This window comes from Bradyrhizobium sp. SZCCHNRI3043 (assembly GCF_032377735.1).
Lineage (GTDB): Bacteria > Pseudomonadota > Alphaproteobacteria > Rhizobiales > Xanthobacteraceae > Bradyrhizobium.
In genome coordinates this window covers 768,292-787,700 of sequence record NZ_JAUHID010000001.1, presented here as the reverse complement: position 1 = coordinate 787,700, position 19,409 = coordinate 768,292, and the positions used below count along the sequence as shown (strand labels likewise).

The 19,409-nt window shown below is 67.2% G+C and carries 20 protein-coding genes; 14 read left to right on the top strand and 6 right to left on the bottom strand.

Going from position 1 to position 19,409, the window contains the following annotated elements; translation table 11 throughout:
* Positions 1 to 193 precede the first annotated feature (193 nt).
* Both QX124_RS03650 and QX124_RS03645 read left to right on the top strand, forming a co-directional pair.
* Positions 194 to 424, top strand: a complete 231-nt coding sequence (locus tag QX124_RS03650) for a hypothetical protein (protein WP_315736839.1) — start codon at positions 194 to 196, stop codon at positions 422 to 424.
* A 267-nt stretch (positions 425 to 691) separates the two neighbouring features.
* Positions 692 to 964, top strand: a complete 273-nt coding sequence (locus tag QX124_RS03645; RefSeq protein ID WP_315736838.1) for a GCG_CRPN prefix-to-repeats domain-containing protein — start codon at positions 692 to 694, stop codon at positions 962 to 964.
* 160 nt (positions 965 to 1,124) lie between these two features.
* Here QX124_RS03645 and QX124_RS03640 read toward each other — a convergent pair whose 3' ends face one another.
* The gene (locus tag QX124_RS03640) at positions 1,125 to 2,546 is read right to left on the bottom strand and encodes an FAD-binding oxidoreductase (protein ID WP_315736837.1); all 1,422 of its coding nucleotides are present in this window, start codon (positions 2,544 to 2,546) and stop codon (positions 1,125 to 1,127) included.
* A gap of 72 nt (positions 2,547 to 2,618) precedes the next feature.
* On the opposite strand from QX124_RS03640, the gene QX124_RS03635 reads away from it, so the two are divergent.
* Entirely contained in the window at positions 2,619 to 3,125 is a 507-nt protein-coding gene (locus tag QX124_RS03635) for a thioesterase family protein (protein ID WP_315736836.1), read from the top strand.
* A 16-nt stretch (positions 3,126 to 3,141) separates the two neighbouring features.
* Here QX124_RS03635 and QX124_RS03630 read toward each other — a convergent pair whose 3' ends face one another.
* A complete protein-coding gene (locus QX124_RS03630) occupies positions 3,142 to 4,680 on the bottom strand; it encodes a helix-turn-helix domain-containing protein (RefSeq protein WP_315796311.1) in 1,539 nt (512 codons plus the stop codon).
* Positions 4,681 to 4,839: 159 nt separating this feature from the next.
* Here QX124_RS03630 and QX124_RS03625 point away from each other — a divergent pair, with 159 nt between their 5' ends.
* Positions 4,840 to 5,679, top strand: a complete 840-nt coding sequence (locus tag QX124_RS03625; protein WP_315736834.1) for a class I SAM-dependent methyltransferase — start codon at positions 4,840 to 4,842, stop codon at positions 5,677 to 5,679.
* A gap of 5 nt (positions 5,680 to 5,684) precedes the next feature.
* On the opposite strand, the gene QX124_RS03620 is transcribed toward QX124_RS03625, so the two are convergent.
* Complete coding sequence (locus QX124_RS03620; RefSeq protein WP_315796309.1) at positions 5,685 to 7,184, bottom strand: amidase; 1,500 nt, start codon at positions 7,182 to 7,184, stop codon at positions 5,685 to 5,687.
* A gap of 262 nt (positions 7,185 to 7,446) precedes the next feature.
* On the opposite strand from QX124_RS03620, the gene QX124_RS03615 reads away from it, so the two are divergent.
* The 4 genes from QX124_RS03615 to QX124_RS03600 are packed head-to-tail and all read left to right on the top strand — an operon-like array spanning position 7,447 to position 10,515.
* Positions 7,447 to 8,289: a roadblock/LC7 domain-containing protein gene (locus QX124_RS03615; RefSeq protein WP_315778750.1), complete on the top strand. Its 843-nt coding sequence runs from the start codon at positions 7,447 to 7,449 to the stop codon at positions 8,287 to 8,289.
* 60 nt (positions 8,290 to 8,349) lie between these two features.
* Positions 8,350 to 9,111, top strand: a complete 762-nt coding sequence (locus QX124_RS03610; protein WP_315736828.1) for an MBL fold metallo-hydrolase — start codon at positions 8,350 to 8,352, stop codon at positions 9,109 to 9,111.
* Position 9,112: 1 nt separating this feature from the next.
* Positions 9,113 to 9,874, top strand: a complete 762-nt coding sequence (locus QX124_RS03605; protein ID WP_315796308.1) for an OmpA family protein — start codon at positions 9,113 to 9,115, stop codon at positions 9,872 to 9,874.
* Complete coding sequence (locus tag QX124_RS03600) at positions 9,871 to 10,515, top strand: hypothetical protein (protein ID WP_315736825.1); 645 nt, start codon at positions 9,871 to 9,873, stop codon at positions 10,513 to 10,515. The genes QX124_RS03605 and QX124_RS03600 overlap by 4 nt, the downstream gene beginning before the upstream one ends.
* Positions 10,516 to 10,598: 83 nt before the next feature.
* Here QX124_RS03600 and QX124_RS03595 read toward each other — a convergent pair whose 3' ends face one another.
* Positions 10,599 to 10,772 carry a DUF1328 domain-containing protein gene (locus QX124_RS03595; protein WP_006614063.1) on the bottom strand — a complete coding sequence of 58 codons (174 nt, stop codon included), beginning with the start codon at positions 10,770 to 10,772 and terminating at the stop codon, positions 10,599 to 10,601.
* Between the two features lie 291 nt (positions 10,773 to 11,063).
* Here QX124_RS03595 and QX124_RS03590 point away from each other — a divergent pair, with 291 nt between their 5' ends.
* The 6 genes from QX124_RS03590 to QX124_RS03565 all read left to right on the top strand — a co-directional run bounded on the left by QX124_RS03590 (position 11,064) and on the right by QX124_RS03565 (position 17,323).
* Positions 11,064 to 13,634, top strand: a complete 2,571-nt coding sequence (locus tag QX124_RS03590; protein ID WP_315796307.1) for an ATP-dependent helicase — start codon at positions 11,064 to 11,066, stop codon at positions 13,632 to 13,634.
* Between the two features lie 114 nt (positions 13,635 to 13,748).
* Positions 13,749 to 14,165, top strand: a complete 417-nt coding sequence (locus tag QX124_RS03585; RefSeq protein WP_315736821.1) for a hypothetical protein — start codon at positions 13,749 to 13,751, stop codon at positions 14,163 to 14,165.
* A complete protein-coding gene (locus QX124_RS03580) occupies positions 14,165 to 14,836 on the top strand; it encodes an OmpA family protein (protein WP_315796306.1) in 672 nt (223 codons plus the stop codon). The genes QX124_RS03585 and QX124_RS03580 overlap by 1 nt, the downstream gene beginning before the upstream one ends.
* Positions 14,837 to 15,080: 244 nt before the next feature.
* On the top strand, positions 15,081 to 15,632 hold the full coding sequence (locus tag QX124_RS03575; RefSeq protein WP_315778758.1) for an Mpo1-like protein: 552 nt from the start codon (positions 15,081 to 15,083) through the stop codon (positions 15,630 to 15,632).
* Positions 15,633 to 16,658 (top strand): NAD-dependent epimerase/dehydratase family protein, encoded by a 1,026-nt coding sequence (locus tag QX124_RS03570; protein WP_315796305.1) that lies wholly within the window; start codon positions 15,633 to 15,635, stop codon positions 16,656 to 16,658.
* A gap of 41 nt (positions 16,659 to 16,699) precedes the next feature.
* Positions 16,700 to 17,323, top strand: a complete 624-nt coding sequence (locus QX124_RS03565) for an isoprenylcysteine carboxylmethyltransferase family protein (RefSeq protein WP_315796304.1) — start codon at positions 16,700 to 16,702, stop codon at positions 17,321 to 17,323.
* Positions 17,324 to 17,328: 5 nt separating this feature from the next.
* On the opposite strand, the gene QX124_RS03560 is transcribed toward QX124_RS03565, so the two are convergent.
* Complete coding sequence (locus tag QX124_RS03560) at positions 17,329 to 18,375, bottom strand: alpha/beta fold hydrolase (RefSeq protein WP_315796302.1); 1,047 nt, start codon at positions 18,373 to 18,375, stop codon at positions 17,329 to 17,331.
* A gap of 121 nt (positions 18,376 to 18,496) precedes the next feature.
* The gene (locus tag QX124_RS03555; RefSeq protein ID WP_409997653.1) at positions 18,497 to 19,231 is read right to left on the bottom strand and encodes a hypothetical protein; all 735 of its coding nucleotides are present in this window, start codon (positions 19,229 to 19,231) and stop codon (positions 18,497 to 18,499) included.
* Positions 19,232 to 19,409 lie beyond the last annotated feature (178 nt).

Below are 19,409 nucleotides of genomic sequence, written 5' to 3'. Positions count from 1 at the left end.
GGTGTCCGAGAGCGCCGTGGTCAACGACGACCTCGGCGGCAGGTCGACGCTTGCGTTCCAAGCGGTGACCTCGTGATACAAACGGTTACACGTCGCGGCGACGGTCGACATACCCGCGCTAAACTCATCGGCGAGACATCCACCTCACGATGCCCGGCCCGTCGGCCGCGGCAAAAGCAAGGGATCACCGATCATGCACAAGCTGCTTCCGCTGCTGTTGATAGTCATCTCCAGCACCGCCGCCCAGGCTCAGGACAGGAGCGCCATGCGCCAGGCCTGCGGCGACGATGTGCGTACGCTCTGTACTGGAATCATGCCGGGCGGCGGCCGCATCAAGCAATGCATGATCGAGAAGTTCGACAAGCTTTCCGACGGCTGCAGGACGGCGCTGAAGGACGCAAAGGCGCAGCAAGGCGGCAAATGATGCCGCCTGCGACGAAAGCCAGCAGGACGCGTCGCTGATCGTTCATGTTCCTTGCAGCGAATGTCTGCTAGAACACCGCACGACGGCGACCAAACTGCAGCGATGCGCCACATGATCAGCAGAGCTGCATCGCGCGATCGGTGTCATGGAGATCTCTGTGGTACCAGGAAGAGGTTTCGCGGCGTCGAGAAAATTGCGAAACCAAAACCTGTCCGACGACGTCTAAGGACTACACTGCTTCGAAACCAACGAGAGGACCGCACTGCAATGCGCAATCTGTTCACCTCCGCCCTGCTCGCCGCGACCGTCATGTTGGGCGCGTCGGCCGCGCAGGCCTTCACGCTGCCGGCTCAGCCGGCTGCTCCGGACAGCAATGTCGAGCGCGTCGCCGGCGGCTGCGGTCCCGGCTGGTTCCCGGACCGCTGGGGCCGTTGCCGGCCCGCCCCGCGCGTCTACCGCCCCTATGGCTACGGCGGCTTCGGCCCGCGCACCTGCTGGGTGCGGCCGACCCCGTGGGGACCGCGCCGCGTCTGCCGTTGATCTGAACGGAAACAAAATGCCGCCGCGTGTCGAACGCGGCGGCATTTTCTATTTGGCGAATCGTCACGCGATCCGACATCTCCCCGCAAGGAGGGAGATGTGAGCAGCGGCCCTGCACGCCGAACCAAAATCCGAAACTCAGCTCGGCTCGGATTGCCAATCAGCGCGCCGGGATGATCTTGCCGGGATTGAAGATGTTCTGCGGATCGAGCGCCTGCTTCACCGCGCGCATCGCATCGAGCGCTTCCGGGCCGAGCTCGGACTCGAGATATTTCTGCTTGCCCTGGCCGATGCCATGCTCGCCGGTGCAGGTGCCGTCCATGGCCTGCGCGCGCTCGACGAGGCGATGCATGAACTCGTCGCCGCGCGCCATCTCATCGGCATCGTCGACATCGCACATCAAGGAGCAGTGGAAATTGCCGTCGCCGACATGGCCGACGATCGGCGAGGTCAGCTTGAGACGCGCGAGATCCTCCTCGGTCTCGGTGACGCAATCGGCGAGCCGCGAGATCGGCACGCAGACATCGGTCGCGACCACGCCGACGCCGGGCCGGATCGCCTTCACCGACCAATAGGCGTCGTGACGCGCCTGCCAGAGCTTGGTGCGGTCCTCGGGCTTGGTGGTCCAGGCGAAGTCGCCGCCGCCGCACTCGCGCGCGATCTCGGCGAAGTTCTTCGACTGCTCGGCGACCTCGGCCGCGCTGCCGTGGAATTCGAGCAGCAGCAGCGGCGTCTCCGGCAAGGTCAGCTTGGAATAGGCGTTGCACGCCCTGACCTGCGCTGCATTGAGCAGCTCGATGCGCGCCATCGGAATGCCGGTCTGGATCGCGAGGATCGTCGCCTGGCAGGCGCCGCGCACGGTCTCGAACGAGCACGACGCCGCGGCGATGGTCTCGGGAATGCCGCGCAGGCGGATGGTCATCTCGCAGATGATGCCGAGCGTGCCCTCGGCGCCGATGAACAGGTGCGTCAAATCGTAGCCGGCGGCGGACTTCTTGGCACGGGTGCCGGTCTTGATGATCTCGCCATCGCCGCGCACGACCTTCAGCGCCAGCACGTTCTCGCGGATGGTGCCGTAGCGCACGGCATTGGTGCCGGAGGCCCGCGTCGACGCCATGCCGCCGAGCGACGCGTCGGCGCCGGGATCGATCGGAAAGAACAGGCCCTGATCGCGAAGATATTCGTTCAAGGTCTTGCGGGTGATGCCGGGCTGGATCACGCAGTCGAGGTCCTCGGCATGCACCTCCAGCACCTTGTTCATGTCGCGCATGTCGATGCAGATGCCACCCGCCGGCGCATTGACCTGGCCCTCCAGCGAGGTGCCGGTGCCGAACGGAATGATCGGCACGCCCAATGGCGCGCAGATCCGGACGACGTCCTGGATGTCGGCCGTCTCCTGCGCCAGCACCACGCCATCCGGCGGCTGCGTCGGCAGCCAGGTCGTGGTATGGCCATGCTGCTCGCGCACGGCCTGCGAGGTGATAAGCCTGTTGCCGAAGCGGGCCGCGAGCGCGTCGAGCGCACTTTTCAGCGCCTCCGGCGCGGGCCGCTTCAAATCGTGATGGGGGATCGTCGTCGCCACTGCTTCCTCCGAAAGTTGGGCGGACCGTGACAAAGGACGATCAAGGGGTCAAGGGAGCAAACGGAAGAGCCGATGAGCGATAATGCAGTGCCCGCAGCGCAAGGCGCCGGACCGTTTCTGTCACAGGTCATGCAGATCGAGCCGCAATGGATCGACTACAACGGCCACCTCAACATGGCCTATTACAACGTGATGTTCGACCGCGCGATCGACCAGATCTGGGCCGAGCTCGGCATTGGACCTGCCTACATGACGGAGCGCCAGGGCTCGACCTTCACCGCCGAATGCCACGTGCGCTATTTGCGCGAGATTCATCTCGGCGATCCCGTTGTGGTCGCGGTCTGGCTGATCGCCGCCGACGAGAAGCGGCTGCACACGTTCGAGGAGCTGCGCCATGCCGAGGAAGGCTGGGTCTCCGCCACCTCGGAGAACATGTCGGTGCACATCGACATGACCAAGCGCAAGGTCGCGCCGTTTCCGCCGGACATCCAGGCCAACATCGCCCGCGTGCTGCAGGCGCATGCCACGCTGCCGCGGCCCGACGGGCTCGGCCGCGCCATCGGCATGCCGAAGAGATGACGGTGACCGGCCGCCGCTACGCCGGCAGGCCGGCGTCGGACAATCCCTCGAATACCCGGGCCGAATAGGCGTCCGGCAGCGGCGGCATGCCGCGCTGGACCTCGGCCAGGGTCAGGTCCGGATAGCCGGCACGCAGCGCCTGCAGACTGCGCAGGGCTTCCGGCCGCTCACCCGCCAGCACGTGGGACGGGCACATGGTCCGGTGCACCCACAGCGACGACGGGTGCTCGCGCAGGCCGCGCTGCTGCCAGCGCGCCGCCTCCGCGTAGGTCCCGGCGGCGAAATGCGCGCAGCCGATTCCAATGAGGGCGTTGAAGGCGAGCGGGTCCTGCGGCGCGAGATCCAGCGCAATCCGAAAGCGCTCGATCGCCGACGCGGCATCGCCGCGATAGACATCGAGCCAGCCGCTGCGGCTCCAGGCCCAGGCGGCACCGCCATCCAGCGCGAGCGCCCGGCCCACCACCTGCTCGGCCTCGGCGAGCTCATCCAGCAAGGTGAGCGCATTGCCGAGCACGCACAGCACGGTCGCATCCGCAAGCTCAGTCGGCACGCGCTGCGCCAGGGCGCGACCAAGCTGCCGATCCTGCCCGGGCGCGGTGCCGAAATGATAGACCGCGCGCTGGCCGTAGGCCCAGGCCGCGAGCGCCGTGGCCAGGGCATGACGGGGATCGCGGGCGATGGCCTGATGCAGCAGCTCGAGCGCACTGCGGTTGCCGTCGGCGTCGAGCGACAGCACGCCGGGCATGGCGCGCAGCGCGAGATCCTGCGCGGTCAGATCCTCATCCGGTTTGCGCAGCGCCCGATCGATCTCGGCGCGGCGCAGGCTTTGCAGCAGCGATGCCGCCACGCGGGCGGCCAACCGTTCGTGACTGTCGGCCTCCCACCGCAGCATGACCTCGCCGCGATGCGCCCATATCAGCCCGCCGCTGTCCTGGTCGATCAGCTGCAGCAGCAGCCGGGACGCGCCACCCCGACCGTGGAGCGACGCGTTCATGCGGTAGCGCGCCGCGCGCGGCTGGGTCGTCACGGCAAATCCGGCGCGGGTCAGCGCCAGCGTGAGCTCGGCCGCGAGGTCGTCCGCCAGCTCGCGCACGCTCGGATCGGTGGCGATCATGGCGAAGGCGATGGTCGGCCGGTCGCGTACCGGCGCAATGGTGGTGCGCGACGCGGCGAGCTGCGCCATCAAGACCGCCTGCCGCCTCAGGGTTTCCGACGGCGTCTCGCCGTGGCAGCGACGATAGCCGGCGGCGAAGCGGCCGTAATGCGGGAAGCCGCAGCGCAGAGCGACGTCCATCACCTTCTCGCCGGCGCGCCCCTGCAGAAACTCGACACGGGCGCGCGCGTAGCCGAGCTCCTGCCGGACCATTTGCGGCGACCGGCCGATCGACCTGACGAACTGGCGCTGCAAGGTCCGTCCGGAAACGCCGGCAATCTTCGCCAGATCGGCCAGCGTCCAGCGCCGCCCGAGGTCGTCATGCATCGCTTCGAGCGCGCGGCGTACGCTGCGTGGCAAAGGCTGCCGCGCCGCCAGGGGAACCTGATCTCCGTCCATCATGCGACGACGTCCAATTGCCTATGGGTCATCGGCGGCGCTCGAAAAGTTCACGATCCGGATGGCCGTGTCGCGATCTGGATAGCGCTGCCCGAGGCCTGCCGCGTACGTCTCCACACATCAGCGCGCGCAACAGCGCTGCATTCTCCGGAGGAGACCATCATGACCGCATCAGCTGCAATTCAGGCCGGCGTGACCGCAGAGCCGGATTTCACCGCGCTCAAGGCACGCCAGCACAGCGCGTGGTCGTCCGGCGACTACGCCATCGTCGGCAACACGCTGCAGATCGTCGGCGAGGAACTCTGCGAGGCGCTTGACATCCGCGCCGGCCAGAAGGTGCTCGACGTGGCCGCCGGCAACGGCAACGTCACATTGGCTGCGGCGCGGCGCTGGTGCAACGTCGTCTCGACCGACTACGTGCCTGCCCTGCTCGACCGCGGTCGCCAGCGTGCCGCCGCCGACGGCCTGTCCGTGCAGTTCCAGGAGGCCGATGCCGAGGCGCTTCCGTTCGGCGATGGCACGTTCGACGTGGTGGTCTCGACATTCGGCGTGATGTTCACGCCCCGGCAGGAGCGCGCCGCCGCCGAGCTCACCCGGGTATGCCGCAGCGGCGGCAAGATCGGCCTGGCCAATTGGACCCCCGACGGCTTCATCGGCCAGTTGTTCAAGACGCTCGGCAAATATCTGCCACCGCCCGCCGGCGCCAAATCGCCGGCGCTGTGGGGCACCGAGGCACGCATCCGAGAGATGTTCGCCGATGCCGCCGACATTCGCTGCCATCGGCGTCATTTCGCGATGCGCTACCGCTCGCCTGAGCATTTCGTCGACGTGTTCAAGACCTACTATGGTCCGGTGCTCAAGGCCTTCGCTGCGCTTGATGGCGACCGCCAGGCCGATCTCAAGCGCGACATGCTGGCGCTGATCGGGACGCTCAATCGCGCCGAGGACGGCACGATGGTGGTGCCGTCGGAGTATCTCGAAGTGGTCATCATCAAGCGCTGAGATCGTCAGCTCTGCACCACCCAGTCGGGCAAGCGGTCGAACCAGGGCTGCACCTGCTCGAGCTGGCGGGCGAGCTGCAACAGCCGTGTCTCGTCGCCGAGCCGGCCCGTGAACTGCACGCCGAGCGGCAGGCCGTCGGCGGTCCAGTGCAGCGGCACGCTCATCGCCGGCGTGCCCGTGAGATTGGCGAGCTGCGTGAACGGGACGTATTGCAGGCTGTCGCGGGCGATCTTGTCGATCATGCCGTCGAGCACGCCCGAGCGCGTCAACAGCCCGAGCAGGCCGATGCGGTCGAGCATGTCGAGCAGGGTCTGCTCGGCGGTCGAGGGATCGCCCTGGCCGTGCCGGATCGGCGGATGCGCGAGCGTCGGCGTCAGCAGCAGATCGTAGCGCAGATGGAAGCGGGCAAGCGCGCGCGCGAAGCCGTTCCATTTCAGCAGCTGCGCGGTCAGCGCGCCCGCCGAGATCGCGCCGCCCAGCGTCGACAGCACCCGCGTCAGCAGCTCGAACTCCTCGCGCTTCGCGCCCTTGCCGCGCGCATCGGCCACCAGCGCCGCGACCTGGCCGAAATAGATGTGCAGGAACGAGGTCGCGAGCGCGGCGCCGTCGATGTCGGGGGTGGCCTCCTCGACCTCGTGACCGAGGCCCTGCAGCAGCTTCACCGCGTTGTCGACCGCGAGCTTCGCTTCGGCATGCACCTCCGTCCCGATCGGCGACGCCGTCGTGTAGCCGATGCGCAGGCGGCCGGGATCGTGGGCAACCGCATTGGCGTAGACCACGCCGGGCTCGGCGGTGAGAAAAGGATCGCCCGGCTCACTGCCCGCGATGACGTCGAGCGCGAGCGCGGTGTCGCGCACGCTGCGCGAGAGCACGCCCTCACAGGAGGCCCCGAACCAGTACTCGCCGAAGCCCGGGCCCGACGAGACCAGGCCGCGCGACGGCTTCAGCCCGAACAGACCACAGCAGGCGGCGGGAATGCGGATCGAACCGCCGCCATCATTGCCGGCGGCCATCGGCACGACGCCCGAAGCGACGGCCGCGGCGGCGCCGCCGCTGGAGCCGCCCGGCGTGTGTGCGGGATTCCAGGGGTTGCTGACGCGGCCGAAGGCGCGGGAGTCGCTGACGCCCTTCAGCGCGAGCTCCGGCAGGTTGGTCTTGCCGAAGATCACGAGGCCGGCTTCGAGATACCGCCTGACGACCGAGGCATGCTCGCCGGCGACGAAATCGGACAGCGCCTTGCTGCCATAGGCCGTCGGAAGGCCCGCATAATCCTGGGCGCAGTCCTTGATCAGGAACGGCACGCCGGTGAGCGGGCCGTTGGCAGGCTTGGCGAGCTGCGCACGGGCCTCGCGCTCCATCAGCCTGCAGACGGCGTTGGTCCTCGGCTGGGCCAGCTCGTGCTGCGCCAGCGCGAGCTGCAGCAGCTCCGCCGTATTGGTCTCGCCGCCCTTCACCGCGGCGGCAAGCGCCGTCGCATCGCGCCGCACATAGTCCCGGACGTTCACATTGCCCTCCCCCGTACTGCAATTCGCCGCCGTCATCGTAGCTGATTCTGGTTGCAACAGAGGCGCAGTTGCGCCGAACGCGGCATCAATCGGGCGCAACGATGGCAATCGTGGCGGCACGATGGTCGACCCTGGTCGACCTGACGGCCGGATTGCGCAGCTTGGTCCCGAATCTAGTTAATTTGATTCAGATCATTCGTCGCGTCTCTTGTGCCGACCTAACCTTACGCATCGTTAGTTGCGTAGAGTTGACGAGAGAGCGATGGGACGCCTCGCAAGCCTGCTGAGCCGAGCGCACGGTCCGCATGAGGATGCGGCAGCCGTTCCTGTGACCACCGCCGACTACTTCATCCTGCTGTCGCGCGCGATGGAGAATCTGCCGGATTCCTCCCCCGAGCGCCGCGCCGAAGTCTACCAGTCGGCACGCCAGGCGCTGGTGACCCAGTTGCAGGCGATGGATCCGCCGGTCTCGCGCTCACGCATCAAGGCCGAGCAGCGCGCGCTCGACGATGCGGTTGATACGATCGAAACGCGCGCGCTGACGGCGCCGGACGGCAGTCCGGAACAAACGACGACGCTGGTCCCGGACGACGCGCTGCATCCCTCCTCCTCCATTGCTGCACACCCCGACATTCCGACCGCTTCCGTTTCAACAGCTCAAGATGACACCCAGGATCCCGCCATGGCTCAAAGTCAGTTTCATTCCAAGTTTGCCCCGCGCGCCGTCGAGGAGAAGCCGATGTCACGACTCGATGAAATCAACCGGGTGCTGCGCAAGCTGCAGAGCGACTCGTTCGGGGTCGAGGCCTGCGCGCTGATCTCGGAGGACGGGCTGATGATCGCGAGCGTGCTCGCGGCCGACATGGAGGAGACGCGGGTCGCCGGCATGACCGCGACCTTGCTGTCGCTCGGCGGCCGCGCCGCCATGGAGCTCGGCCGCAGCCATCTGCAGGAGGTCATCATCCGCGGCGAGTCCGGCTATGCCGTGCTGGTCAGCGCCGGCCGCGGCGCGCTGCTGCTCGCGCTCACCAACGAGAACAGTAAGCTCGGGCTCACCTTCTTCGACATGCGCGAAGCCGTCCGGTCGCTGCAGAAGGTGCTGTAGCGCACCGTCGTCCAATGAGCCGGCGCGCGGCGACGACGCGGCGTCGGCGGGAGTAGTTTCATGGCCAATACCGTCCTCTATGACGACGGCGTTCACAAGAACATCCTGCTGGAGGATTTCGGCGCCGGCGATCTCGCGGTGCAGGCGAACCAGCATCTCATCATCCACGACCGCGTCGGCATGCTGCTCGATCCTGGCGGCCACAAGGTCTATTCCAGGGTGCTCAGCGAGACCTTCAGCCAGCTCTCGGGCGGGCGGCTGAAATATCTGTTTCTGTCGCACCAGGACCCCGACATCGTCGCGGCGATCAACGGCTGGCTGATGACGACCGATGCCGACGCCTACATCTCCGAGCTATGGACCCGCTTCGTGCCGCATTTCGGCTTCGACCACATCGTCGCCCACCGGCTGAAGCCGATTCCCGACGAGGGCATGGTATTCGACCTCGCAGGCAGCAGGCTCTACGCGCTGCCGGCGCACTTCCTGCACAGCGAGGGCAATTTCCAGCTCTACGATCCGATCTCGAAGATCCTCTACAGCGGCGACCTCGGCGCCTCGATCGGCGTCGACTACACCGTCGTGCGTGACTTCAAGGCGCATACGCGCTTCATGGAAGGCTTTCACCGGCGCTACATGGTCTCCAACCGCGTCATGAAGGCGTGGGCGCAGATGGTCAGCACGCTCGACATCGAGATCATCGCCCCGCAGCACGGCGCGCTGTTTCCGGATGCGACGATGTCGCGCCAGTTCATCGCGTGGTGCGCAGGGCTCGAATGCGGCATCGACCTGATCACGCCGAAATTCAAGGTGCCCGTGGGCTGACATGCTGGCGCCTTCCCCGAACTCCGTTCCGCCGTCGCCCGCAATGCGCGTCGATGCGTGCGCCGTGGCCGGCGAGGAGGCGCCGATCTGGCTCGCCGCGGCCTTCGCCGTCGCCGGCACCCTGATCGCCGTCATGTCCGCAGCGCTCTGGCAGCAAGGCACCGCCACGCCGCCGACCGCGACGGCCGCAATGCCGGTGACGGCCGTGCCGCAGCGCGACGACGGCGTTGCCGACGCGGCGCCCAAGCGACGGGAGGCGCGGATCGTCGAACCGGCGCCGATCATCGCGCCGCCGACGCCGCCCGCAATCGCTCCCGTCGTGATCGCGCCAACTCCGCCAGTCGCCCCGGCAGCGCCCCCGGAGCCCCAGAGCACAGCAAAGCCCCCCGCCGAGTGCTTCGCCCCGCTGGCGATCGGCTTCGAGCGCGGCAGCGCGCGACCGAACCCTGCCGACATGAAGCGGTCGCTGGCGATCCTGCAACGCGCGCTCGCGCGCCACGGTGAGGCGACCATCATCATCGAGGGCCATACCGACGCCAGCGGCACCGAGGATCTGAACGTGCTGCTGAGCTATTCGCGCGCCAAGGAGATCGCGGCCCAGTTGAAGCGCGAGGGGCTCTCCGCGCAGCGGATGTCGGTGCGCGCGGCCGGCGCCGGCGAGGCGCGCGGCGATGCCCAGGCGGTCGCGGGCGACCGCAAGGCCGTGCTGCGCATTGCGGGCGTCGACGATTGCAGTCAACTCACAGCGACGAAGCGACCATGACGATCTATGCCATCGTGAGCGGCCTCGGCGCCGCCATTCTGCTGCTCACCTCGGGCTATTTGTTCGGCGCCCGCCAGGGCGCGCTGTCCCGCGAGCTGTTGCGGCGGCAGGTGCAAATACAGGCGGCCAGCCTCGACCAGTTGCAAGAGCAGAGCAGCCACGACGCCATCGAGCGGGAGACCAGCCTGCGCAGCGCGATCGAGGATGTGCTGGCGCCGCTGGTCGAGCGTGAGCGTATCTCGCTGGATCTGGCGCAGCTCGCGAGCCGGCCGGGCCGGCGCCGCGAGCTGGTGCCGCTGCTCGACCGCATCGCCGAAGTCGGCCGCTTCCAGACCGTGCTGCTCACCAACGAGGAAGGCCTGCCGCTTGCGGCCAATACGACTGCCCACCGCACCGAGCAGCTTGCGGCAGCGGCGACGCGGCTTGCGCTGGTGGCGGAGAAGATCGCCGACGAGACCCACATCGCGCCGTTGTCGGTGATGCTGCGCGACGCCTCCGAGGCGACGACGCTGTGCCGGATCTTCCGCGTGCAGGACCAGACGCTCACTCTGACCGCGCTCTCCAACGATGCGCGCCTCGCCTCCGTTGCGCTCGATCCCGCGCTCGCCAAGGTGCAGGTCGCGCTGACTGCGCCGGCCTGACACCTCCCCAGAACGCAAAGGGCGCAGCACCTCTTGCGAGGCACTGCGCCCTTCGCCGACCTCATTGTCAGGGATGAGGCCGACTACACGCGGCTGCGGCCGCGGGCGAGGCCCACGACGGCCGAAACCAGAAACAGCACGATGGCGATGAAGAAGATGATCTTGGCGATCTCGATCGACGCACCAGCGATGCCGCCGAAGCCGAGGATGCCGGCGATCAATGCGATAACCAGGAAGGTGACAACCCAGCCTAACATGACACGACCTCTGTCTCTCGATTGCGGTTCAAAGCGACGCGGAGCTTGCGCCGTTGCCAGGACAATCGTGGCTCGGAACAAAGGTTCCGGGCGCGCGGGCCGCTAAAAATTCGCGATTTGCCGGAACAAACGCCCATCGAAGCTGGAGCGGCGTCCGTCTGCCCCGATTTAGGGCTGTAAAACGCCTCCGCCGGCCCCATATAGCCGTCAATCCCTGCTATGAGGGCTCCTTCCTGCAGACCTCCTGATGTCGTCGTATGATGCCATCAGAGGGACGAGACTGATTCGCTGATGACCGAGCCCAACCGCCTGAGCCCTTTTCCTGCGCCCGACCACCAGCCCGTCGCCGGCGGCATTGCCGCGCGCGCCCGCGCCGCCGCGTCCGGTGGCGCGCGCTATCTGGCGGGCCTCAATCCGGAGCAGCGCGAGGCGGTCGAAACGCTCGATGGTCCGGTGCTGGTGCTCGCCGGCGCAGGCACCGGCAAGACCCGGGTGCTGACCACGCGCATCGCGCATATCCTGAGCCAGGGGCGCGCACGGCCGAGTGAGATTTTGTCGGTGACCTTCACCAACAAGGCGGCGCGCGAGATGAAGACGCGGCTTGCCGAGATGCTGGGACAGGCGGTCGAGGGCATGCCGTGGCTCGGCACCTTCCACTCGATCTCCGGCCGCATCCTGCGCAGCCATGCCGAGCTGGTGCAGCTCAAGTCGAACTTCACCGTGCTCGACGTCGACGACCAGATCCGCCTGCTCAAGCAGTTGCTGCAGGCCGAGAACGTCGACGACAAGCGCTGGCCGGCGCGCATGCTGGCCGGCCTGATCGACGGCTGGAAGAACCGCGGCCTGGCGCCATCCCAGGTGCCCTCGGGCGAGGCCGCCGTGTTCGCCAACGGCAAGGGCGGCAAGCTCTATGCGAGCTATCAGGAACGGCTGAAGATCCTCAACGCCGCCGATTTCGGCGACCTGCTGCTGGAGAGCATCCGGCTGTTCCGCGAGAACCCGGACGTGCTGCGGCAGTACCAGAGCCGGTTCAAGTTCATCTTGGTCGACGAGTATCAGGACACCAACGTCGCGCAATATCTGTGGCTGCGGCTGCTGTCGCAGGCGCCGTCGTCCTCTGGTTCGTCATTGCCGGGCTCGACCCGGCAATCCATCGCGTCTTCGGAAGAAGATGGATCACCGGGTCACGACGCTGCGCGTCGGCCCGGTGATGACGAGACGGGTGTTGCTGCGCCCAGCCCCGCGTCTCCTCCCAAAAACATTTGCTGCGTCGGCGACGACGATCAGTCGATCTATGGCTGGCGCGGCGCCGAGGTCGACAACATCCTGCGCTTCGAGCACGACTTCCCCGGCGCCAAGGTCATTCGCCTGGAGCGCAACTACCGCTCCACGGGGCACATCCTCGCCGCCGCCTCGCACCTGATCACGCACAACGAAGGCCGGCTCGGCAAGACCTTGCACACCGAGGACGTCGAGGGCGAGAAGGTCACCGTCACTGGCGCCTGGGATTCCGAGGAGGAAGCGCGCGGCATCGGCGAGGAGATCGAGGAGCTGCAGCGCCGGGGCGAGCATCTCAACGATATCGCGATCCTGGTGCGCGCCTCCTACCAGATGCGCGAGTTCGAGGACCGCTTCGTCACGCTCGGCCTGCCCTATCGCGTCATCGGCGGCCCGCGCTTCTACGAGCGCGCCGAGATCCGCGATGCGCTGGCTTACTTGCGTGTCATCAACTCGCCGGCCGACGATCTCGCCTTCGAGCGCATCGTCAACGTGCCCAAGCGCGGGCTCGGCGACGCCACCGTGCAGATGCTGCACGACCACGCGCGCAAGCGCCGCATCCCGCTGTTCGAGGCGGCGCGCGCGGTGGTCGAGACCGACGAGCTGAAGCCGAAGGCACGCGGCTCGCTGCGCGGGCTGATCCTGCAGTTCGAGCGCTGGCGCGCCCAGCGCGAGGTCACGTCGCACACCGAGCTCGCCGAGATCGTGCTCGACGAGAGCGGCTACACCGAGATGTGGCAGAAGGACCGCTCGGCCGATGCGGCCGGGCGACTGGACAACCTCAAGGAGCTCGTCCGCTCGATGGAGGAGTTCGAGAACCTGCACGGTTTCCTCGAGCACATCTCGCTGGTGATGGACCGCGAGGGCGCCGCCGACGAGGAGGCGGTGTCGCTGATGACCTTGCACTCGGCAAAGGGGCTGGAATTCGACAACGTGTTCCTGCCGGGCTGGGAGGAAGGGCTGTTCCCGAGCCAGCGTACGCTCGACGAGCAGGGCCGCGCCGGGCTGGAAGAGGAGCGCCGCCTCGCCCATGTCGGCCTGACCCGCGCGCGGCGTCGGGCAAAAATCTATTTCGCCACCAACCGCCGCATCCACGGCACCTGGACCACCACGATCCCGTCGCGCTTTCTCGACGAGCTGCCCGCGGCGAGCGTCGAGATCACCGAATCGAAGGGGGGCTCGGGCTGGGGCGGTGCGGGCGGCTACGGCCCGTCGCGCTTCGACAACGTGGAATCGTTCGGATCGAGCTATTCCACGCCGGGCTGGCAGCGCGCGCAGGCACGTCGGCCGGGCGCAGCGCGCGGTTCGTCGGAGGGCGGCTTCAAGGAAGAACCATCGCCGTTCTCAGGCCGTGATCCGTTCGGCGGTAATTTCGGCCGTGGCAAGCGCGGACCGATGACCATCGAGGGCGAGCTGGTGGCGAAATCCACCGGCACGACGTCGGAATTCACGCTCGACGACCGCGTCTTCCATCAGAAGTTCGGCTATGGCCGCGTCGTCAAGATCGACGGCAACAAGCTGACCATCGCCTTCGACAAGGCCGGCGAGAAGCACGTCGTCGACAGCTTCGTCCAGCGGGCGTGATCTGGCGCGACGGCCGCGCCGCCGGGCGGCCGTTGCCGCGCGTCGCAATCGAGCTTCACACTTCGCCGTTGTTTGGCCTTGACCATGGCAGCGTGCATCGTATGAGATGCAATCATGGTCCGAGGATACATTCTGTTGAGTGTTGCGGTCGCGCTGTGTGTGCCCTCGCTGGCGGCGGCGCAGACGATGAGCTTTGGCGACTCCGCGGGGCTGATCGCGTCCAGTTGCGGCGCTGACATCACCGCCAATTGCCGCGGCGTCAACCTCGACTCCAACCGCCTCAAGGAATGCCTCTCGCGCAACCAGGACGTGGTCTCCGCGCAGTGCAAGGCAACCTATTTCAAGGCGTTCGAGGCGATCCAGAAGCGCATCGCCGCGCGGGTCACGGTCGCCAATGCCTGCCAGCGCGAGATCGTCAAGCTGTGCGGCGGCTCCACGAAGGAGACCAGCAAATCGATCCCGTGCCTGATGACGACCAACGGTGTGAGCGCGCGGTGTCAGCAGGCGATGGGCGAAGCGGGGTATCGCTGATGCGGCGGGCAGCGAGATCACTGCTGTCAGGGCTGATCGCGGCTTCGCTGGCGGCCGCGAGCGCGCCCGTATGGTCGCAGGAGGTGAGTCGCGAGGACATCGTGCGCCAGCTCGGCCGCTTCGAAACCGCGCCCGCGCTGGATCTGCCGGCGCTGAAGCAGCAGACCCAGGAGCGCTCCAGGATGCGCGGGCGCAACGAGCCACCGCCGCAGAAGCGTCCGCCGATCGCGCCGGAGCTGATGAATCTGCCGGCCTTGAACGTCGACATCCAATTCGACGTGGACACGCCGATCGTGCGTCCGGAATCATACCAAGCCGTCGGGCGGATCGCCGATGCGATGGTGTATTCCGACCTCCTGCCCTACACGTTCCTGATCGTCGGCCATGTCGAAGCCAACGGCAAGCGTGAGTCGAATGTCATCCTGAGCCAGCGCCGCGCCGACGCGATCCGCGACATCCTGGCGAACACCTTCAAGATCTCGGTCAAGCGGCTGCAGTCGATCGGACTTGGCGAGGAGCAGTTGCTCGACCCGTCCAAGCCGACCGCCGCCGTCAATCAGCAGATCCAGATCATTCCGATCGCAAAAACCGTCGAAGAGGCCGCAGCGCCGCCTCCGCCCACTGCTCCGGCGACGCCCAGCAAGCAGGGCCCCCGCAAGCATCGCAATTGAAGCAATTGGGATCTGCGCGGAAGCCATGAACCCGGAGCGCTGCCGGTGCGACTGTTGTTTCAGCAGGTTGCCGGTGCGCTCTCCGGCCGGCGCGAATGGAACCCGTTTTCAAGTCGGCGCTCTGCCCGGCGATGCGGCCGGGCCGCGATTGCCGGGTTTGTCGATGCAGCCGCTTGATGGTATAGCCCCCTCTTTGCGGCCGTCGATTGAGCGGCGGTCGATCTCATTGACGAGCGAGCCAGCCATGAACGCCATGTTCCGACGCCAGATGGTCGACTACGTCGAATATCATCGCGATCCGCGCAACGGCCTAATGCATGTGTTCGGGATCATCCTGTTGTTCCTGGGCGCCGTGCTGCCCCTGAGCTTGTGGCATTTCGACGCGCTCGGTATCCGGATCGGCCTCGGCGCCGTGCTGGCGCTGCCCGTCCTGCTCTACTGGCTGCTGCTCGATGCCGCACTCGGGGCCGGCATCCTCGCCTTCGCCGTGCTGTTCCTTGCTGCGGCCATGATGATCGCCGATCACGTCCATGGTGTCGCCTTCTGGGCGCTGTTTGCCGCGCTCATCATCTTCGGTTTCGTCTCGCAGGCCGTGGGCCACAAGGTGTTCGAGCGCAACAATCCATCTCTGCTGGATCATCCGGCGCATCTCTTTCTCGGTCCGATGTTCGTGATGGCGAAATTGTACATGGCGTTGGGTCTGCGGCCTTCGGTGGCCGACCTCATCGCGCCGAACTGGTCGCCGGATCGGCTCGCATCGGACCGGCTTCAAGGCGATCAGCACTCGCGTCCCTAAATGAAAGTCCTCGTCACCGGCGGCAGCGGTTTCATCGGCCATCACCTCGTCTCTGCGCTGACGACGCGGGGCGCCGAGGTGCGTGTGCTCGACATTCGCTGCCCCAGCCACATGATCGCTGACGTCGAGTACATCGAAGGCTCGGTGCTCGATGCGGGCCTGGTGAAGCAGGCGGTCGCCGGCGCGGATCAGGTCTATCATCTGGCCGGACTGCCCGGCATGTGGATGCCGGACCGCGAGGACTTCTTTCGCGTCAACTGCGTCGGCACCGAGACCGTGCTGGCGGCGGCGCGTGCCGGCCGGGTGCGCCGGTTCCTGCACTGCTCGACGGAATCGATCCTGTTCGACTATCCGGGCTCGACCGGCGCCGCCTCGGCGCCGACCGCACCTCCGGCCGACGCGATGCCGGGCGCCTATACGCGCTCGAAGGCGCTCGCCGAGGCTCGCGCCATGGCAGCCGCCGCGGACGGCTTCCCCGTCGTCGTGGGCACGCCGACGATGCCGATCGGCCCGCATGACAGCAACCTGACACCACCGTCGCAGATGCTGCGCCTCTTCCTGGACAGCCGGGTCCAGCTCTACCTCGACTTCATCGTCAACCTGGTCGACGTCCGCGACGTCGCGGCGGGCCTGATCCTGGCGATGGAGCGCGGCAGGGTCGGCGGCCGCTACGTGTTCGGCGGCGAGAGCCTGCGCCTCAGCCGCATCCTCGATCTGATGGCGACGATCAGCGGCCGCAAGCATGTCGCGGTCGCCGTGCCCGGCCGGCTGGCCGAGCTGTCGGCGGGCATGCTCGAGTTCGTTTCCGATCACCTCACCAAGCGCTGCCCGTCCGGCACCGCCGAGGGGGTGCGGATCGCCCGCGCGGCCTCGGATCTGTCGATCGACAGGGCCAAGCGCGAGCTCGGCTACGCCCCGCGCCCGATCGAGCCGAGCTTGCGCGAGACGATCGCCTTTCTGCTCGATTCCGAGCCGCGAAGGCGGCTCGACGACAAACAACACCCTTTTCGCACCGCGGCCGAATAGCTAAGAGCAGCCGGTCCCAGGTCTCACAACGGTTCCAAGACATGTCCGGCGATGCCAGCCCCATCTCGTCGTTTGCGTTCAGCGGATGGACCACCACTTGGCCCACCTCGCTGCTCGCCATCATCTGGCTGATCTGGCTCGCGAGCTGGGTCGGCGCCTCGTTCTGGTCGGGGCAGACCCGCAAGCATGTGACGGTGATCAAGACCAGCCGCTATCACGCGCTGATCGTGCTCGGCGGCATCCTGTTCACGCCGTGGACCTCGCGCCTGCTCGGCGAGAAGCCGTTCTGGAATCCCGGCGAGACCGGCGTCTACCTGCTGACCGTCGTGACCCTGGCCGGCATCGCCTTCACCTGGTGGGCGCGCATCCATCTCGGCCGCTTCTGGTCCAACGCGATCACCCACAAGGAAGGCCACAAGGTGATCGATACCGGCCCCTACGGCATGGTCCGTCACCCCATCTATACCGGGCTGATCCTCGGCATGATCGCCACCGGCATCGCGGTGGGCACGGTGACCGCCGTGCTGGGCGCCGTCCTGATCTCGCTCGGGATGGCCTGGAAGGCGAAGATGGAAGAGGTCTTCCTCGGTCAGGAGCTCGGGCCGGATTACGTCACCTACCGGCAGCGCGTGCCGATGATCATTCCGTTCCTGCCGCCGGGCTGAAGCGCTCAGCGCCTGACCTGGGCTTCTGACGGTAGCTGCGGCGGCTGGCTTGCCACCTGCGGCAGCAGATGGCGCGGCAGGATGATGCGCTGGCCGGGGACCAGCGGCTGGGCGGCGAGGCCGCGATTGGACTGCTGCAGAGCCCAGAGCGGAACGCGATAATTGGTGGCGATCTGGTCCAAGGTCTCGCCCGGCCGCACCGCCAGTGCAGTGCCGCTGTCCCACAACTCCACGGAGGCTTTCGGCGGCACCAAGTAGCGCAGCGGCACCGGGTCGGCCTCGGCAGTGGCCGAGGTCTGCGACAATTGGCTGATCATGGTGACCAATTGGGCGTGCACATCCTCCATCTTGTCGATGTTGATGTGCGTGACCTCGTCATGATCCTTCATGTCGAAGCTCGCATAATGACCGCGAAAGCCGGGCTCGGGCTTGACGTCGCCGCCGCCGAGAATGTTGTCGGACAGGAACAGGTTGATGAAGCGCTGCACGTTGGGCGGCACGCTCTTGGTCGCATGCGCCGGATCGACGGTGACGACGAGGGCAACCGGGATGTTCTGCTCCTGCAGTGTGATCGCGATGCGGACGCTGCACAGCCCGCCCATCGAATGGCCGATCAGCACGATCGGGCCCGGCTCCTGGCGGTAGTTCTTGGCCACCTGGAGCGCGATCAGGTCGCACAGCGTGAATTCATAGACACTGGCCCGGTAGCCGGCCTGCTCGATCTTTTCGGCCAGACGGTCCATCCCGGTCGAGAACAGCGGCCCGAGCGCGCCGCGGAAGAGGTACACCCGCGGCGGCGGCAGCGGCTGGCTGATCTCGGGCGGCGCGGGGGGTACGGCGCGGATCGCCGCGGGGGTTGCTGCCGGGGATGCCTTGGCTGATCTGGTCGGCGCAGGGGCGGAAGCAGCGCCGGGCTGGGCGGCCTGCGAGATGCTCGGGGCGGCAAGTCCGGCGAGGAAAGGTGCGGTGACGAGGATCGCGAGCAGTCTCCTGCCGGCAGCCGCCTTGGCTGGGCCGAGCCACCGCCTCGCGATTCGCGCCACGCTGGTCATTCGCGCTCCCGGGAAAGCTCTCAAGCTCAGATCAAGCAGGGTCATCTCCCCCCCTGCCATACCGCTTGTCGCCGCCGAATGGGAGCATTTTGGGGCGCGCGCCCGGTGGCGCGGCCGCCTATTACCGGTAACCGGTGACGTTGGCAGCCCGCTGCGGGGCGGCCATGCGGGTCGGCGGCGCCGCCGCCGGGCGGCCCCGACCGCCGAACACCACGCCGTCGATGGCACCGATCACCTTCTGCTGCATGATCTGGTTCTTTTCGATCGTGACGTGGCCGACACCGGGAACCGACTGAACGTCGACATTCTCGAGCTTGCCGCGGAAGCCGTCGTCGCGGCGGACCGGCTCACCGGCGCCGCTGGCGATGTAGAAATTGATGTAGCGCTCGGCGTTGCCGCCGACGAGCTTGGTCTTGAACACCGAGTCGAGCCCGATCGCGAGCTTCACGGGCACGCCGAGCTGGCCGAGCTTGTTGATCATGTCAGGCAGCGCCGTCGCGCCCGAGGAATGGCCCACCAGGATGATGGTCTTGATCCGGCCGGCGCGATAGGCGGCCGCCGCCTCGTCGGCGAGCGACGACCACGACACGAAATTGGCGACCGTGTTCGGAATGCCCTGCGAATCCAGCTTGGCGGCGATGTCGTCGAGCCCGAGCGAGAAGATGTTGAGCACGCCGCGCAGCAGATAGACATGCGTGGTGCTGGCGGCACTCGCGGCCGCCGGGCTCGGCGCCGCCCGGACCGATCCGGTGCCGAGCGGCAGAGCCAGCGCAACGGCCAGCGCCACCATGCCAAAGCAGCGCGCCGAGAGGCTGCGCTTGCAGGTGGGTCGAACGGTGCTGGCGCGTGACGTCATCGGTCCTTCTCCGCGGCGGAAATGTCGAGACGGCGCGACCGTACCCAAGATGCTCGCGGACGCAACATCGTCGGACATTGCGGGGCGCGTTCCTCCCCCGGACGTGGCTGCGCAGCAACACTCACCGGCGCCAGCCACGGAAAAACCCAACAAGCGACACGATCGAGAGCGGCGCGCG

What these genes read in the sequence shown, in the direction of transcription:
- QX124_RS03595 (WP_006614063.1), bottom strand. Translation starts at nt 10,772, where the DNA reads ATGTTAGGCTGGGTTGTCACCTTCCTGGTTATCGCATTGATCGCCGGC.
- QX124_RS03555 (WP_409997653.1), bottom strand. Translation starts at nt 19,231, where the DNA reads ATGACGTCACGCGCCAGCACCGTTCGACCCACCTGCAAGCGCAGCCTC.
- QX124_RS03635 (WP_315736836.1), top strand. Translation starts at nt 2,619, where the DNA reads ATGAGCGATAATGCAGTGCCCGCAGCGCAAGGCGCCGGACCGTTTCTG.
- QX124_RS03590 (WP_315796307.1), top strand. Translation starts at nt 11,064, where the DNA reads ATGACCGAGCCCAACCGCCTGAGCCCTTTTCCTGCGCCCGACCACCAG.
- QX124_RS03610 (WP_315736828.1), top strand. Translation starts at nt 8,350, where the DNA reads ATGGCCAATACCGTCCTCTATGACGACGGCGTTCACAAGAACATCCTG.
- QX124_RS03650 (WP_315736839.1), top strand. Translation starts at nt 194, where the DNA reads ATGCACAAGCTGCTTCCGCTGCTGTTGATAGTCATCTCCAGCACCGCC.
- QX124_RS03575 (WP_315778758.1), top strand. Translation starts at nt 15,081, where the DNA reads ATGAACGCCATGTTCCGACGCCAGATGGTCGACTACGTCGAATATCAT.
- QX124_RS03580 (WP_315796306.1), top strand. Translation starts at nt 14,165, where the DNA reads ATGCGGCGGGCAGCGAGATCACTGCTGTCAGGGCTGATCGCGGCTTCG.
- QX124_RS03585 (WP_315736821.1), top strand. Translation starts at nt 13,749, where the DNA reads ATGGTCCGAGGATACATTCTGTTGAGTGTTGCGGTCGCGCTGTGTGTG.
- QX124_RS03605 (WP_315796308.1), top strand. Translation starts at nt 9,113, where the DNA reads ATGCTGGCGCCTTCCCCGAACTCCGTTCCGCCGTCGCCCGCAATGCGC.
- QX124_RS03560 (WP_315796302.1), bottom strand. Translation starts at nt 18,375, where the DNA reads ATGACCAGCGTGGCGCGAATCGCGAGGCGGTGGCTCGGCCCAGCCAAG.
- QX124_RS03615 (WP_315778750.1), top strand. Translation starts at nt 7,447, where the DNA reads ATGGGACGCCTCGCAAGCCTGCTGAGCCGAGCGCACGGTCCGCATGAG.
- QX124_RS03625 (WP_315736834.1), top strand. Translation starts at nt 4,840, where the DNA reads ATGACCGCATCAGCTGCAATTCAGGCCGGCGTGACCGCAGAGCCGGAT.
- QX124_RS03600 (WP_315736825.1), top strand. Translation starts at nt 9,871, where the DNA reads ATGACGATCTATGCCATCGTGAGCGGCCTCGGCGCCGCCATTCTGCTG.
- QX124_RS03645 (WP_315736838.1), top strand. Translation starts at nt 692, where the DNA reads ATGCGCAATCTGTTCACCTCCGCCCTGCTCGCCGCGACCGTCATGTTG.
- QX124_RS03570 (WP_315796305.1), top strand. Translation starts at nt 15,633, where the DNA reads ATGAAAGTCCTCGTCACCGGCGGCAGCGGTTTCATCGGCCATCACCTC.
- QX124_RS03630 (WP_315796311.1), bottom strand. Translation starts at nt 4,680, where the DNA reads ATGATGGACGGAGATCAGGTTCCCCTGGCGGCGCGGCAGCCTTTGCCA.
- QX124_RS03565 (WP_315796304.1), top strand. Translation starts at nt 16,700, where the DNA reads ATGTCCGGCGATGCCAGCCCCATCTCGTCGTTTGCGTTCAGCGGATGG.